The organism is Actinomycetota bacterium, from assembly GCA_030776625.1.
Classification (GTDB): domain Bacteria; phylum Actinomycetota; class CADDZG01; order CADDZG01; family WHSQ01; genus MB1-2.
In genome coordinates this window covers 24,091-39,189 of record JALYHL010000004.1, presented here as the reverse complement: position 1 = coordinate 39,189, position 15,099 = coordinate 24,091, and the positions used below count along the sequence as shown (strand labels likewise).

Annotated in this window: 13 protein-coding genes and 1 tRNA gene; 9 read left to right on the top strand and 5 right to left on the bottom strand. The window is 64.6% G+C overall.

Annotated elements, in window-relative coordinates:
• Window positions 1-155: 155 nt before the first annotated feature.
• Window positions 156-1,733 (top strand): aldehyde dehydrogenase family protein, encoded by a 1,578-nt coding sequence (locus M3N53_07780; protein ID MDP9068228.1) that lies wholly within the window; start codon window positions 156-158, stop codon window positions 1,731-1,733.
• Here M3N53_07780 and thiI read toward each other — a convergent pair.
• The 3 genes from thiI to M3N53_07765 form a co-directional block, all read right to left on the bottom strand.
• Complete coding sequence (thiI, locus tag M3N53_07775; GenBank protein MDP9068227.1) at window positions 1,730-2,908, bottom strand: tRNA 4-thiouridine(8) synthase ThiI; 1,179 nt, start codon at window positions 2,906-2,908, stop codon at window positions 1,730-1,732. The two genes, M3N53_07780 and thiI, sit on opposite strands and share 4 nt — an antisense overlap.
• Before the next feature lie 9 nt (window positions 2,909-2,917).
• Window positions 2,918-3,208, bottom strand: coding sequence for an Lrp/AsnC ligand binding domain-containing protein (locus M3N53_07770; protein ID MDP9068226.1), 291 nt, complete (start codon window positions 3,206-3,208; stop codon window positions 2,918-2,920).
• Between the two features lie 114 nt (window positions 3,209-3,322).
• Window positions 3,323-4,276, bottom strand: coding sequence for a sigma-70 family RNA polymerase sigma factor (locus tag M3N53_07765; GenBank protein ID MDP9068225.1), 954 nt, complete (start codon window positions 4,274-4,276; stop codon window positions 3,323-3,325).
• A gap of 331 nt (window positions 4,277-4,607) precedes the next feature.
• On the opposite strand from M3N53_07765, the gene M3N53_07760 reads away from it, so the two are divergent.
• The 3 genes from M3N53_07760 (at window position 4,608) to M3N53_07750 (ending at window position 6,455) form a co-directional block, all read left to right on the top strand.
• Entirely contained in the window at window positions 4,608-5,084 is a 477-nt protein-coding gene (locus tag M3N53_07760) for a DUF523 domain-containing protein (protein MDP9068224.1), read from the top strand.
• Window positions 5,085-5,156: 72 nt separating this feature from the next.
• The gene (locus tag M3N53_07755) at window positions 5,157-5,627 is read left to right on the top strand and encodes a hypothetical protein (GenBank protein ID MDP9068223.1); all 471 of its coding nucleotides are present in this window, start codon (window positions 5,157-5,159) and stop codon (window positions 5,625-5,627) included.
• Window positions 5,628-5,774: 147 nt separating this feature from the next.
• Window positions 5,775-6,455 (top strand): hypothetical protein, encoded by a 681-nt coding sequence (locus M3N53_07750; protein MDP9068222.1) that lies wholly within the window; start codon window positions 5,775-5,777, stop codon window positions 6,453-6,455.
• Window positions 6,456-6,523: 68 nt separating this feature from the next.
• Here the strand turns inward: M3N53_07750 and M3N53_07745 are convergent, their stop codons facing one another.
• Together M3N53_07745 and pyk are read right to left on the bottom strand one after the other, a co-directional pair.
• The gene (locus tag M3N53_07745; GenBank protein ID MDP9068221.1) at window positions 6,524-7,132 is read right to left on the bottom strand and encodes a superoxide dismutase; all 609 of its coding nucleotides are present in this window, start codon (window positions 7,130-7,132) and stop codon (window positions 6,524-6,526) included.
• Between the two features lie 83 nt (window positions 7,133-7,215).
• Window positions 7,216-8,640 (bottom strand): pyruvate kinase, encoded by a 1,425-nt coding sequence (gene pyk, locus M3N53_07740; protein MDP9068220.1) that lies wholly within the window; start codon window positions 8,638-8,640, stop codon window positions 7,216-7,218.
• A gap of 117 nt (window positions 8,641-8,757) precedes the next feature.
• On the opposite strand from pyk, the gene M3N53_07735 reads away from it, so the two are divergent.
• The 5 genes from M3N53_07735 to M3N53_07715 all read left to right on the top strand — a co-directional run bounded on the left by M3N53_07735 (window position 8,758) and on the right by M3N53_07715 (window position 14,916).
• Window positions 8,758-10,245: a hypothetical protein gene (locus M3N53_07735; protein ID MDP9068219.1), complete on the top strand. Its 1,488-nt coding sequence runs from the start codon at window positions 8,758-8,760 to the stop codon at window positions 10,243-10,245.
• Between the two features lie 134 nt (window positions 10,246-10,379).
• Window positions 10,380-11,945 (top strand): 4-coumarate--CoA ligase family protein, encoded by a 1,566-nt coding sequence (locus tag M3N53_07730; protein MDP9068218.1) that lies wholly within the window; start codon window positions 10,380-10,382, stop codon window positions 11,943-11,945.
• A gap of 63 nt (window positions 11,946-12,008) precedes the next feature.
• Window positions 12,009-12,080: transfer RNA gene (locus tag M3N53_07725), tRNA-Val, on the top strand.
• A 94-nt stretch (window positions 12,081-12,174) separates the two neighbouring features.
• On the top strand, window positions 12,175-12,411 hold the full coding sequence (locus M3N53_07720; GenBank protein MDP9068217.1) for an amphi-Trp domain-containing protein: 237 nt from the start codon (window positions 12,175-12,177) through the stop codon (window positions 12,409-12,411).
• 117 nt (window positions 12,412-12,528) lie between these two features.
• A complete protein-coding gene (locus tag M3N53_07715) occupies window positions 12,529-14,916 on the top strand; it encodes a response regulator (GenBank protein ID MDP9068216.1) in 2,388 nt (795 codons plus the stop codon).
• Window positions 14,917-15,099: the final 183 nt, after the last annotated feature.

Below are 15,099 nucleotides of genomic sequence, written 5' to 3'. Positions count from 1 at the left end.
CCAGTCCTACTGGCACGGGAAAGGCCGTCGCCCCGGCACCGGGCGGCGGCCTTTCCGCGTCTTTCGTCCCCGCGAGCTCGGGTGGGTGAGCGAGGCCAACGGGGTAACGTTGTTGACGCTTGTCCGGCGCCCCTCTCGATGAAGGAGTGATCTAGGTGGACGCGACGATGACCTCCAGCAGCGACACTTCGGCTCCGATGCTGCAGTCCTTCAACCCGCGAACCGGCCAGGTGCTAAGAGAGATTCCGGTCACGCCCGTGGCGGAGGTTGCCCTGGCGGTCGAGCGAGCGCGCAAGATGGCACCCGAGTGGGCGGCGATCGATCCCGCGGGGCGCGCCCGGATGATGCGCGAGGTCCGCCATCGCATCAATGATCGGATCGAAGACATCGTCGAAACGGTGTCGGCTGAGTGCGGGAAGCCGCGCGCCGAGGCGCTGGCGCACGACGTATTGCCGGTCGTGATGATGCTGATCTACTTCGAGAAGATCGCGGCCAAGGCTCTGCGCCCGCAGAGGGTGGGCCGGGTGATGGGACCGCTGGCGGGAGTCAAGTCACACATCGAGTGGAGGCCGTTCGGCGTCGTCGGCGCTATCACGCCGTGGAACTACCCGATGACGAACTGCTTCCTTGCATTCGCACCAGCGCTGTTTGCCGGCAACACCGTCGTGATCAAGCCGTCGGAGGTGACACCGGCCTGCGGGGAACTACTGCGGGAGTTGCTCGAGCCCCTGCCGCCGAGCGTCGCGACGGTCATCCAGGGCGGCGGCGATGTGGGAGCAGCTCTGGTCGACGCGCGGTGCGACAAGATCTCTTTCATCGGTTCGCCCGCCACGGGTCGCAGGATCTGTGAGGCCGCGGCGAAGCATCTGACCCCGGTCGTCATGGAGCTTGGCGGCAAGGATGCCGCGCTCGTGCTGTCGGACGCCGACGTGGACCGGGCGGCCGCGGGGATCGCCTGGGGAGCCTTCTTCAACGCGGGGCAAACGTGCTGTTCCGTGGAGCGCGCGTACGTCACCGACGCGGTGGCGGATGAGTTCGAACAGAAGCTCTTGAGCAAGCTGAGTGACGTCAGGCAAGGCGACGAGGTCGGGACACTCACCTTCAAGCGTCAGTTCGAGATCGTCGAGCGCCATGTCGCCGACGCCGTGTCCAAGGGAGCGCGCGTGCTGGCCGGTGGACCCGAGGCCGGGATCGCCAACGAGAACGGCTCTCTCTGGTACGCGCCGACGGTGCTCGACAACGTCACGCCGGAGATGGACGTGGCGAAGGAGGAGACGTTCGGGCCGGTTCTATCGGTGACCCGCGTGCGAGACGACGAAGAGGCCGTACGTCGCGCCAACGAAGACGGGGTGAACCTGACGGCATCCGTCTGGACGCGAGACGAGAAGAAAGCCTCCCGCATCGGGGAGAAGTTGAGAGCCGGCACCGTCACCGCAAACCTCCATGGCGAGACCGCGGCGGCGCCGTGGGGCCCGTGGGGTGGGGTGGGGGAGTCGGGATATGGACGGCTGAACGGGGAGCTGGGGTTGAAGGAGTTCACCGTGCCGACGCATGTCGCGAGCACTCCGCTCGTATCTCTCGGTCGGCTGTGGTGGTACCCGTACGACGATGCTACGCAGACATCGTTACGCGCGATAGCGGACATCTTGTCCGCGCGCGAGATGTCCACGAAGATGAGCGGCGTGCGCGAGGTTCTGACGCACTCGCTCAAGGCCATGAAGAAGAAGTTCTAAGGGCCTGGCAGCTCGAGGACTCTCGTTTCGATGTCGGCCAGGGCTTTTCCCACCAGCGCCTCGACGTCCAGCGAGACCTCCGCCTTGTCCGCCTGCGCCGCATAGGCGCGGGTGGCGGGGGAGCGAGGCTCGAACAACACGCAGCAATCTTGGTACTTGCGCGTTGAGATGTCGTAGGTGCCGATCCTCTTCGCATCGTCGACGATCTCCTGCTTGTCCATCCCGACGAGTGGTCGAAGGATCTCCAGTCCGTCGGCGACCGGGAGAGCCGAGTCGACGGTGGTGATGTTCTCGATCGTCTGTGAGGCGACCTGACCCAGCGAGTCACCCGTGATCAGCGCCTTGGCCTCGCGTTCCTTCGCGAGCTGCGCGGCGATGCGCATCATCATGCGCCGGTAGAGGATCACGCGCAGGCTCGAAGGCGCGTTCGTGACGATCTCTCGTTGTATGTCTCCGAGCGGAACAAGGTGCAGGACGGTTTGCAGCTGGTATCTCGTCAGCGCCTCCGCCAGCTCGGATGCTTGACGGATCGAGGACGGATCGGTGAAGGGCCGGCCGTGGAAGTGGACCATCTCGACCTCGGCGCCCCTACGCGCCATGCGCCAGGCCGCGACGGGGGAGTCGATGCCACCCGAAAGGAGCGCCAGCATCTTTCCCGACACGCCCGCCGGGAGGCCGCCCGGGCCTTCCAGGCGCTTCCTGTAGATGAGGGCCGCCCCGCCGAAGAGGTCGATCCAGATCGTCGCGTCCGGGCTCGTGAGATCGACCCGGGCCCCGGTCGCTTCCTGGAACCGGCGGCCGATCTCCACGTTGATCTGCTGCGACTTCATCTCGAAGCTGGAATAGGTACGCCGGGAGCGAACGGCGAACGATCCGAAAGGTTCCTCCCGCAGCAGCGCGAGTCCCACCCGCTCCATCTCGTCGAGCAACGGTTCGATCCGCTTGCCGCATCCGATGTAAGCGACGCCGAAGACGCGGGCAGCGCGGTGGGCGGCTTCAACGACGGGCGAGCCTTCGTCGAAGTCGACGACGATGCGGCCGAAGCCCCGCCGGACGCGGGAATAGCCGGTTCCGCGCAGCGCTCGCTTCAGGTTCCCCGCGAGTTGCTGCTCGAAGAAGTCGCGATTGCGCCCCTTCAGACCGACCTCGTGATAGTGCGCGACGAGCGCGTCCAACGGGAGCTCCTAGGAGAGTTCTTCTTCGAAGCCGACGGAGAACATCGCGTCGACGTCGTGGCGCGAGTAGACCTTGAAGGCGACCAGCGTTTGCGTCCGGATCACGCCCGGCACCTTCGCGATCTGCTCGGACACCACCTGCGCCAGGTCATCGTGGTTACGCACGCGGACCATGATCACGAGGTCGTAGTCGCCCGCCACCGAATAGACCTCGCTCACGTCCTGTAGGTCCGCGATCTGCTGCGCGGTTTCGGGGATCTGGTGGATGTCGCAGACGGCAAGAACCACTGTAGTGACCATGGATGAAGGCTATCCCAGCACCTTGCCGGCCCAACGAGTACGGCGCACCCGTGGGTGCGCCGTCTTTATATACCTTTGAACGGGCCGCCAGGGCCCCGTGTTCAGGTAGAACGGCTAGATCGTCACCATGTCCCGGAGCTTGCCCGGGGTGCTCGGGTGACGAAGCTTCGACAGAGCCTTCGCCTCGATCTGCCGGATCCGCTCACGGGTCAGGTTGAACTCCTTGCCCACCTCTTCCAGCGTCCGAGGCTCGCCCGTGACCAGACCGAACCTGAGCGCCAGCACCTTGCGCTCCCGGTCGGAGAGAGAACCGAGCATGTTCCACAGGTCCTCCTGGCGTAGCGCAACGGCGGCTGCCTGGAAGGGTCCCTCGACGTCCTCGTCCTCGATGAAGTCACCGAGCTCGGCGTCCTCGTCTCCTACGGGCTCGTGCAGAGACACCGGCTCCGGAAGGACCCGGAACGCTTCGCGCACCTTGTCGGGCGTGAGGTCCGACGCCTCTGCGATCTCGTCGATCGTCGGCTCGCGCCCGTGCTTCTCGAGCAACTCCGACTGCACCTTGCGGACGCGGTACAGCGTCTCGACCATGTGAACGGGGATCCGGATCGTGCGCGCCTTGTCCGCGATGGCCCGCGTGATCGCCTGGCGGATCCACCACGTCGCGTACGTCGAGAACTTGAAGCCTCGCTGGTAGTCGAACTTCTCGACCGCGCGCATCAGGCCGAGGTTGCCCTCCTGGATCAGGTCGAGGAGCGGAAGACCCGCGGCCGAGTACTTCTTCGCTATCGAGACGACGAGACGAAGGTTCGAGCGGATGAACCGCTTCTTGGCTACCTCACCCTCACGCGCCCTGACCTCCAGCGTCACACGCTGCTTGTCGGAGATCTTCTTGCCGGCGTCGAGCCGCTGCTGGGCCTTCTCGCCCTCTTCGATGGCGCGGGCCAGCTCGACCTCTTCGACATCCGTCAGGAGTGGGTACTGTCCGATCTCCCGCAGGTACTGCCGTACGAGATCCTCATGTGCTGCTTCTTCCCTAGAGGATTCGTAAGAGCGAGTCGCAGTAGCCAAGGTGCATCAACCTCTTTCTCTCGTTGAGTGCTCGCACTTCATGCCCGCAAGAGGTGAGCATGCGCCCGCCTCTGCTTCGTCTCTCCCTCGGTCATCGGCCGGCGATGTGCCCCGGAGGGCTGCCGCGCTGCGGCTGGCCGGGCGCCGATGCAGTCCGAGAGGATGGAAGGCATCAGAAGCTGTTTGTCTTCGAGTAACTGTTCTCCCATGGTAAGGGAATCCCTCCCGTAGAGGAAGCCCCATTCTGTTGGCTTTCGGAGCCAAAAACGCCCGCTGCGGGCTCGATATTCCTCCGTCCCATGCTCCCGTAGCTCCTAACCTGTCCTACCTCGTGTCGAAAAAGTCCCTTTCTGGCCAGCCCGGGCCGGTGCTCGTGTCTGCTTGCCTTGCCGGAAGGGCCTGCCGCTTCGACGGTTCCTCGAATAAAGACGACGAGGTGTCCCGATTGGTTGCAGAGGGACGGGCGGTGCTCGTATGCCCGGAGGAGGACGGCGGGCTCGGGACCCCACGACCCGCGGCCGAGATCATCGGCGGAGACGGCCACGATGTTCTGGCGGGCCGGGCCCGCGTGGTCACCCGCGCGGGACGAGACGTGACCGAGGCCTACGTACTCGGTGCCGAGCTGGCGCTGGAGGCGGCTCGGCGCGAGGGCGCCACGACGGCCATCCTGAAGGGTCGCAGCCCCTCGTGCGGTAAGGGCTGCATCTATGACGGGACCTTCTCTCGCACTGCCACGGCGGGCGACGGCGTAACCGCGGCCCTGCTCATTCAGGCGGGAATCGACGTCGTCACCGAAGAAGAGATCTAGGGGCGCAGGAAAGTGGTGGAAAGGGACGAATCCTGCATCTGGGAGAGACCACTCGACTAGGGGAGCGACACGATGAAGAAGGCCATCGCTGTAGCGTTGTCACTGGGATTGCTAGCAGGAGCTCTCGTAGCTCCCGCCCAGGCGGGGAAGAAGAAGAAGAAGCCGAAGCGTGTCGAGAGGGTAGCCGAGGTTAATTACGAGGCACCTGCATTCGGTTCTCCGAGCACGGTGGGCGTCTGCTTCCGGCCCACCAACAGCTGCGGCGATATCCCGACGGGCTCGACCGAGAGCTGGGTGAAGATGGAGATCGACGACGCCTCCGGCACTGCCGTGGCCTTCACGCTGGGCCAGGACACCGACCCCGAGACCTTCGGAACCGAGACGACCTACGGAGACTTCTGCGGGACGACCGGTGACGAGCCGCTCCAGATCGAGCCCGGCTTCCCGCTGATCGTCTTCCCCTGGGCCTTCGGCGACGTCGTTTGCCCCGGAGCGTTCGGCACTCAGGGCACGATCAAGGCGACTCTTTCCAACCTCCCGTAACAACAGACGCACCACTTTGAAAGAGGTCGCGGCCGAAGGGCCCCGGCCTCTTTCTCGTTTTGCAGCGGCGGAAGTCCAACGGGGGCAGGAACGCATCCGCCCCGGGCGAACCTGTGCGGGTAACCTCTATCGCTAGAAGGAGCCATCATGCGCAAGGCGTTCGGCATCGTCCTTTCTCTGACCCTCGTCGTCGCTGCGCTGGCGGGAACGGCTACCGCCAAGAAGGCCAAGCCTGTTCCGACGAAGCTCTTCCTCCACGGTGCGAGCGCGTTCGGCGAGAACGACAGCTTCTCGGTGTTGGCGGAGGGATACCTGCCGATGGATACGACGGAACCCGCGGCCGGCCAGCCGAAGTCGCGCCAGATCACCAACTACGTGGTAGGGCCGAACCCCGAATGTGCCGGCAACAACCTGTTCCCGGTGTGGAGCGGCAAGCTCGCCGGGCAGGTGAAGGGCGACATGAAGTTCACGTTCTCCACGGTCGGCACACCCGGCCAGGTGGTCGTGCGTGTTTGGCCCGACGTCAGCATGTCGCTGTGCAACTCGCCCGCGACGGGTGCTGCTGACTACCCGAAGCCGGCCGGAGAGGTCGTAGTCGATCTACCGCCGGGCGAAGGCACCGTTGAAGCCGTCATGAAACGCGTGAACTTCACGGCGGTCGGAAGCGTGATCGTGCAGATCAGCCCCGCTGTGGCCGTCGACATCCCCGACCCGGCCGGAGTTGTCCTGGCTCCGCTGTTCGCACGCGTCCTCTACGACAGCCCAGAGTTCTCCTCTTCCCTCGAGTTCAAGTGCATCCCCGTGAAGGGCGCAAAGACCTGCGCGTAGCTCGTACCTACTGAACGAAAAAGAGGCCGGGCGCTCTGCCCGGCCTCTTTTCATTAGCGCCTGTTCGACTATCGGGCTTGCGTCAGCCTCTGGTTGACCTGATCCCAGTCGACGACGTTCCACCACGCCTCGATGTAGTCCGGACGCTTGTTCTGATACTTGAGGTAATACGCGTGCTCCCACACGTCTAGACCCAGGATCGGCGTCTTACCCTGGATCAGCGGTGAGTCTTGATTAGGCAGGCTAATCACATCCGCTTTCCCTGCGTCCAGGACGAGCCATGCCCATCCGCTGCCGAAGTGGGCGGTCGCGGTCGCGTTGAACTTCTCCTGGAACTCCTTGAAGGAACCGAAGGCGTCGGAGATGGCTGCAGCTACCTCTCCGGTGGGCTCGCCGCCGCGGTCGGCCCCCATGATCGTCCAGAACAGCGTGTGGTTCGAGTGCCCACCTCCGTGGTTCCGAACGGCACCCTTGATGTTCTCCGGCACCGAGTCGAAGTTCTTGAGCAACTCGTCCACGTGGTCGTACTGAAGGTTGTCGTGGCCCTCGATGGCCGCGTTCAGCTTGTCCACGTAGGTCTGGTGGTGCTTCGTGTGGTGGATCTCCATCGTTCTGGCGTCGATGTGAGGCTCGAGCGCCGAGTAGTCGTACGGGAGATCTGGCAGTGAGTACGCCATTTCCTCTCCTTCCGAATCGTGGGTGAGTTCGGTTCTCTACCCTATCTAGGGGCAACCCCGTGGGGCGTGTCAGCATTCCAAGCTCAAGCGGAGACGATCCTGACGAAGTCGGTGCTTCCAGCACGGGGCTCGGGTCCTCCCGCTACGACCGCGACCAAGTGACCTGGCTGCGCAAGACCGCTTGATCTTGCCGCTTCTAGTGCGCGCGGGACGGTCTCGTCAGGGGCGAGCTCCTCTGGCAGGAACGGCAGGGTCTTGGGGACGACTCCCCATACCAGAGCGAGTGGTCTGACGGTGCGGTCCTCGTGACCGAGGGCCAGGATCGGCATGCTGGGCCGGAAAGCCGCAACCCGCCTTGCCGTCGCACCGCTGCGTGTAGGGCACACGATCGTCGCGACTTGGAGCTCCTCGGCGGCATGAACCGCCGCGCGAGCGATCGCCCACGACACGGGGTCCTCAGCCTCTTCGTGCTGGATCGCCGCCAGCTGCGACCGCCCGCGGCGCTCTGCGGCTTCCGCGATGTCCGCCATCGTGCGAACGGTCTCCGTGGGGAATCTCCCGACCGCGGTCTCTTCCGACAGCATCAGCGCGTCGGTCCCGTCCAGCACCGCGTTGGCGACGTCGTTCACCTCCGCCCGGCTCGGCAAGGGCCCGTGCGTCATGGACTCGAGCATCTGCGTGGCCGTTATCACGGGGACGCCGGCGCGGTTGCAGGTCCGGATGATCTCTTTCTGCAGCAGGGGAACGTCCTTGAACGGAAGCTGGATCCCGAGGTCGCCGCGAGCGACCATCACCGCATCCGACAGCGCCACGATCTGGTCGAGGTTCTCGGTCGCCGAGCGCGTCTCGATCTTCGCGACGAGGAGAGGCTGCGTCGAGCTCGAGACCGAGGACAGCCCGCTACGTGCTTTGGCAACGTCTCTCGCATCCCGGATGAACGAGAGGCCGATCAGATCCGCCCCCGCCTCCACCGCCGTCTGCAGCGAGAGTTGGTCGTCACGGGTGAATGACTCGATGCGTGCTTCCGCTTTCGGGACGTGCATCCCCTTGCGCGAGCGCAGCAACCCGCGACGAACCACCTCGGTGTGGACGTCGCCCGAATCGGTGGAGATCACTTTCAGGATCACCGCTCCGTCCGCGAGGAAGATCTCGTCGTTCGGTGCCACCAGCTCGGCGAGGTTAGGCACCGTCGTCGACACTCCCGAGGCGTCACCTTCTTTGGAGCGGTGGAACAGCGTGAAACGCTGCCCGGGCTCCAGCGCGACCTCGTCCGCTGCGATCGGGCCCGTTCGCATCTTGGGCCCGGGCAGGTCCGCAAGGATCCCGATGGTCTTACCGAGCCGTGCCGCTTCTGATCGCGCTGCTCCCGCGACGCGTATGTGCGTCGGAGGATCCGCGTGAGCTAGGTTCAGCCGCACCACGTCTGCCCCGGCCTCCAGCAACGACGCCAAGCTCTCGCGGTCCCATGTTGCGGGCCCGAGGGTCGAGACGATCTTTGTCCTGCGCATCTACCACCTGTCGTTCTGGCCTGCCACAGAGGCAGGAAAAGGAAGGAAAACGCCAAATAGGACGTTAGACCCTATTGACAACCTGGCAATGGCTTATCCAAGAAGGGCGGAACGTCTGTGAAGAGACTCCTGATCGGCTCAATGGCGCTGGCGCTGTCTCTGTCCGGGCTGACCGCCGGCGGCGGCGGTGCGGTAGCAGTAGCGGGACCCACGCCTGGAGGCATCACCTCCGGCGACGAGGTTCAGTACGTCGGCTTTGTCCCGTTCGAGCAATCCACCTCGACCGGTGCCACGATCCGCGGCAAGTTCATGTACACGACGAGCTGGAAGAACATCTCGACCTACGACATCTCGAACCCGGAGAGCCCGAAGCTCCTGGACCAGTTGCCGGTCGGCTTCATGTTCGAGAACGAGGACGTAGCGGTGTCGCCGAACCAGACCTTCTTGCTCTTCTCGGAATCGCTTCCGAACGATGTGTTGCACGTCTACGACGTCGAAGACAAGAGCAACATCCAGGAGATCGCAGCGGTAGAGGGTGCTGGTGACCACACCACCTCTTGCGTCCTGCAGTGCACCTACACCTACGGCTCCGACGGCAGCATCGTCGACATGCGTGACCCGGCCAACCCCAAGGTCATCGCGCTCGACACCGACGACAACAACTGGCACGCCAAGATCGGCCTGCAGGGCGGTGGTCACGACGTCACGGAGGTGAAGAACGGCTTCATCCTGGTGTCGCCGATCGACGGCCCGCCCCTGTACGTGGACGTGACGGACCCGGCTAACCCGAAGGTGGTCGCCCGCGGCAACGACAACCTGCCGAGAGGCGAGCGCGGCTACCTATGGCACTCGGGCGAGTGGCCGCGGGGCGGGGAGGACCGCTGGATCCTGATGCAGGGAGAGGACAACTTCAACCCCGAGTGTCAGGAGAAGATCGGACCGTTCGCGACCTACGACACCCGCGGCTGGCAGACGAGCAAGACCTTCAAGCTCACCGACACCTACAAGGTGACGAACGGCGTTATCGCGGACGGTGACCCGCCCGCGAACGCCCTCGGCTGCTCTGCCCACTGGTTCGAGGAGCACTCGAGCTTTAACGACGGGGGCCTCGTGGTGATCGCTTTCTACGAGCACGGGACGAGGTTCCTGAACGTCGACAAGGTGACCGGGAAGATCACGAAGAAGGCGTTCTTCTACCCCTACGGAGGATCGACCTCGGCCACCTACTGGGTGAACGACGAGATCGTCTACGCGGTCGACTACACCCGAGGGATCGACATCCTGAGATACAAGGAGATCCCCGGGCCCCGCGTTCGCCTCGGCGTCAACGACAAGACGGCGAACAAGGGGCAGACGATCAAGTTCCGCACCAGCCTGCGTCGCTGCAAGGGGCATGGCGGGACCAACATCAAGCTGATGCGCAAGCTCGAGGGGGAAGACAAGTTCGTCGAGGTCGCGATGGCGAAGCTCAGCCAGGCTTGCTCCGCCGTCATCAAGCAGGTCGTCGGGTTCAGGGGCAAGGCTACGTACAAGGCGGTGTGGCCGAAGCAGGACGACGACCACCGCCAAGGCACGTCCCGCCCGCTGACGATCGCGGGTCGCTAGAGCCAACCTTCGTTTCACACAGGAGCCCGCTTCGGCGGGCTCCTGTCGCGTGGTGATAGATGCAGTCGCACTACATACCGAGCTAGGTCCGTCATGCGGGTACTGTCGTCGCTATCCCCGGCACAGGAGGCGACATGATCTTCACGAGCCCATACCCCGACGCCGCGATCGACGAGGTTCCTCTCGGCGAGTTCGTGTTGAAGAAGGGGGCCGAACTCGGCGAAAAAGCTGCGTTGATCGACGGCCCCAGCGGGCGGACCCTCACGTACGGGCAGCTCGTCGCCGGCGTGAAGATGGTGGCGGCCGGTCTGCACGAGCGCGGTTTCCGCAAGGGCGACGTCTTCGCTATCTACTCGCCGAACGTCCCGGAATACGTCGTCGCTTATCTCGCAGTTGCCAGCATCGGCGGCATCAACACCACAGCCAGCCCGCTGTACACGGCGGACGAACTCACGTTCCAGCTGAACGACGCGGACGCGAAGTACCTCTTGACGATCCCGCAGCTACTGGAGGTCGCGCTGAAGGCCGCCGCCCAGTCCAACGTGCGAGAGGTGTTCGTGCTCGGCGAAGCAGAGGGCGCGACGCCCTTCGCGTCTCTGATGCAGGGCGGCGGCGAAGCTCCCGCAGTCGAGATCGACGTGCACAACGACCTCGTCGCGCTCCCGTACTCGAGCGGGACGACGGGATTGCCCAAGGGCGTGATGCTCACGCACAGGAACCTCGTCGGGAACATCTGTCAGACGCTCGAGCTGCACCGCACAACCGAGAGCGATCGCCTGATGGGCGTGCTGCCGTTCTTCCACATCTACGGGCAGCAGGTGATCATGAACGCGGGACTGTTTCGCGGCGCCACGATCGTCACGATGCCGCGCTTCGATCTCGAGCAGTTCCTCCAGATCATGCAGGAGCACAAGATCACGCGCGCCTACCTGGTCCCACCGATCGTGCTGGCGCTGGCGAAGCACCCGCTGGTCGACAAGTTCGATCTCTCTGAGCTGCAGCTCATCCTTTCGGGCGCGGCGCCTCTTGGGGAGGAGCTCCAACAGGCGGTCGAGAACCGGCTCGGATGCCGCGCCGTCCAGGGGTACGGACTGACGGAAACGTCGCCGGTCACGCACGTCACCGCGGACGACGACGCGACGGCCAAGGCGGGATCGATAGGACACCTCGTTCCCAACACCGAGGCCAAGTTGGTGGACGTGGAGAGTGGTGAAGAGCTGGGGCCGAACGAGCGCGGCGAGCTCTGGGTGAGAGGCCCCCAGATCATGAAGGGCTATCTCAACAACAAGGAGGCGACGGCTCACACGATCGATGCCGATGCCTTCCTGCACACGGGTGACATCGGCTACGTCGACGACGACGGCTACTTCTTCATCGTCGACCGACTCAAAGAGCTCATCAAATACAAAGGGTTCCAGGTTCCCCCTGCGGAGCTGGAGGCTTTGTTGCTGGGGCACGAGGCCGTTGCCGATGCCGCCGTCATCCCGGTGCCGGACGAAGAAGCCGGTGAGATCCCGAAGGCGTTCGTCGTCGCGAGCGGTGATATCGATCCTGACGCGCTGATGGCGTGGGTGGCGGAGCGCGTGGCGGCACACAAGAAGATCCGCCAGGTCGAGGTGGTGGAGGAGATCCCCAAGTCACCATCGGGCAAGATCCTGCGGCGGGTGCTTGTGGAGCGGGAGCGGGCGCGGCTCGGTTGATCCCGTAGTTGGACGCAGCACCGTTCGCCGCGACGCCTCTACTATCGCTGCTAGAAGGTTCCCGGGCGGTTAGCTCAGCGGGAGAGCACTGCGCTTACAACGCAGGGGTCGCTGGTTCGATCCCAGCACCGCCCACCGTGCGACCATCCGAAGCATCACCTTCTTGTGTGGTCGGGGCGGGCGGCGATGAGAGGAGACGAATGTGGCCGAGGACCGCGATGTAGAGAAGATGTATTCGATGCCGGAGGTGGTCGCGAAGCTCCGGCGGCTGGCTGACGCGTTGGAATCGGGCGAGCCGTTCCGGATCCAGGTCGCGGGGGAGCGGATCCGTGTGCCCGCGCGCGCGGAGTTCAGCATCGAGCACGAGCGTGGCTCGGATGAGGAAGAGATCGAGTTCCAGCTCAAGTGGAGCATCGAGGAGAGCTCAGATGACGACGGCGACGACGGCGACGAAGACCTGGTGTGATCGTCGGTCAACGGGGATCCACCCAGCTACGGGGCTGAGCGAAGCTAGGTCCGACGTGCAGACATCGCCCGCTCCGCCTCTTGTAAATAGACGGCAGTTGCTCTTAGGTAGGCCGCAGTGAAGTATCTAGACGGTGAGACCCTGCGCGCTCACCTAGCGGCGATCGTCGATTCCAGTGACGACGCCATCCTGAGTAAGTCACTGGACGGCATCGTGCTGAGCTGGAATCCCGCTGCCGAACGGCTCTACGGCTATCGCCCGGACGAGATCGTCGGCAAGTCGATCGCCACGCTGGTGCCGGACGATCGGGCGGGTGAAGTGGACAAGATCCTCGAACGCATCCGGCAAGGCCGGGCTGTTGAGCACTTCGAAACCGTCCGGGTCCACAAGAACGGCACCCGGATCCCGGTGTCGCTGACGATCTCTCCGATCAGGGATGCCGCAGGCAACATCGCGGGGGCATCGACGATTGCGCGGGACATCAGCGAGCGCAAACGCCTGGAGCGGGAACTTCAAGAGGCGCGGGACCAGGCACTGGAGGCGAGCCGCCTGAAGTCGGATTTCCTCGCCACCATGAGCCATGAGATCCGTACGCCGATGAACGGTGTGATCGGGATGACCGGCGTCCTCCTCGACACGGAGCTCGACCCGCAGCAGCGCCAGTACGCGGAGACGGTCCGGCGTTCGGGTGAGGGGTTGTTGACCATCATCAACGACATCCTGGATTTCTCGAAGATCGAAGCCGGCAAGCTCGACCTCGAGATCCTCGACTTCGACCTCCGAACGGTTGTCGAGGAGGTCGCAGACCTCCTGGCCGAACAGGCTCATAGCAAGGGTCTGGAACTGGTGACGCGCCTTCGGCCGGCTGTGCCACGCGCTGTACGAGGTGATCCCGGCCGCGTCCGGCAGGTCCTCACTAACCTTGTCGGAAACGCGATCAAGTTCACCGAGACCGGAGAGGTCGTGGTCGACGCCGACGTCGCGGAGGAAGGTCCCGAGGAGGTCCTCGTGCGCTTCAACGTGACCGACACCGGGATCGGGATAGCTCCGAACCTTCTGCCTCGACTCTTCACGCCGTTTTCCCAAGCCGACTCGTCTACCACCCGTACCCACGGCGGGACGGGACTCGGGCTCGCGATCTCTAAACAGCTCGTCGAGATGATGGGCGGGACCATAGAGGTCGACAGCCAGCCGGGGGAGGGAAGCACGTTCACCTTCACCGTTCGCTTGGCGAAACGATCCGAGCGGGCTCCGAAGGAGCGGGCTGCGCGTCACCTGCACGGGTTGCGCGTGTTGGTCGTGGACGACAACCGTACGAACCGCGAGATCCTGGAACACCAGGTGGCGTCGTGGGGGATGAGCTCTGCTACCGCTCCCGACGCCGACTCCGCCCTCGCGCTGCTGAGGGAGGCCGCGGCGACCGGCAGGCCGTTCGATATCGCTCTTCTCGACATGGAGATGCCCGGCACGGATGGACTGGCGCTCGCCGAAGCGATCCGCGCCGATCGGCTGATCGGCGCGCTCCCGCTGGTTCTCCTGACCTCGTCAGGAGTCAGGGGGTCCGCGGAGTCGGCGCGCGACGCGGGTTTTGCCGCTTACCTCACCAAGCCGGTGCGGCAATCGCACCTCTATGACTGCGTCGCCACGGTGATCGGTGCCGGCGTCCCCGTCCCGCCTCGGCTGATCACGCGACAAACGCTGACGCAAGCGAGAGCGGAATCGCGTCCTCGGGTCCTCGTTGCAGAGGACAACCAGGTCAACCAGAAGGTTGCGGCCGCGATGTTGGCGAAGCTTGGCTACCGCACAGACATCGTCGCGAACGGAGCAGAGGCGGTCGAGGCACTGTCGCGCATCCCGTATGGGGCCGTATTGATGGATTGTCAGATGCCCGAGATGGATGGTTACGAGGCCACGCTAGAGATCCGGAACGCCGAACGCGGCAAGACCCGTACCCCCATCATCGCGATGACCGCGGCGGCTATGGCAGGTGAGCGCGAGAAGTGCCTGGCCGTGGGGATGGACGACTACGTCTCAAAGCCGGTGAAACTGGACGAACTCAGTTCCGTGCTCGCGCGGTGGGTGCCATCGAACGCCGCTGATCCGGCAGATGGTCAAGGAGCCGATGATGTAGACGTTCCCGGCGAGCCGCCGACCCTCGACCCGCAGATAGTGCTCCAGCTCCGCGCTCTGGGCGAAGATCACGGATCGGACCTCTTCACCCGCATGGCGGAGCTGTTCCTGACCGAAAGCGCGCGACGACTGGAAGTGCTGCAAACGGCGATCGCCCAGGGGGATGTTGCAACGCTCAAGCAAGAGGTGCACGCCTTGAAGGGCGTAAGCGGCACGCTTGGAGCGGCTCGGGTGGCCTACCGGTGCCGGGAGCTCGAGGAAGCCATCGCCTCAGGTGAGGCGGACCTGGATCCGGCCGCCCTCGACCCGCTGCGGGAAGACCTCGCTGCGGTCAAGTCCGCCTTCTCCGCGCTGGGTGGGGCCGCCGGGGCCTGACCGGACGTTGGGCGCCGCCGCCCGGGAGATGCTGCGGAGGAAGCTGAGCCCCGCGACGCTCTGGCTCCTTAGCCCACGTCTCCGCCCAATCGGCGGCGGCTCGTCAGCGACAACATCGCGATCGAGATCGACCTCCGTCTGCCGGAGAGCCGCCAGGTCGTCCTGGACGAGGCCGAGGCTGAC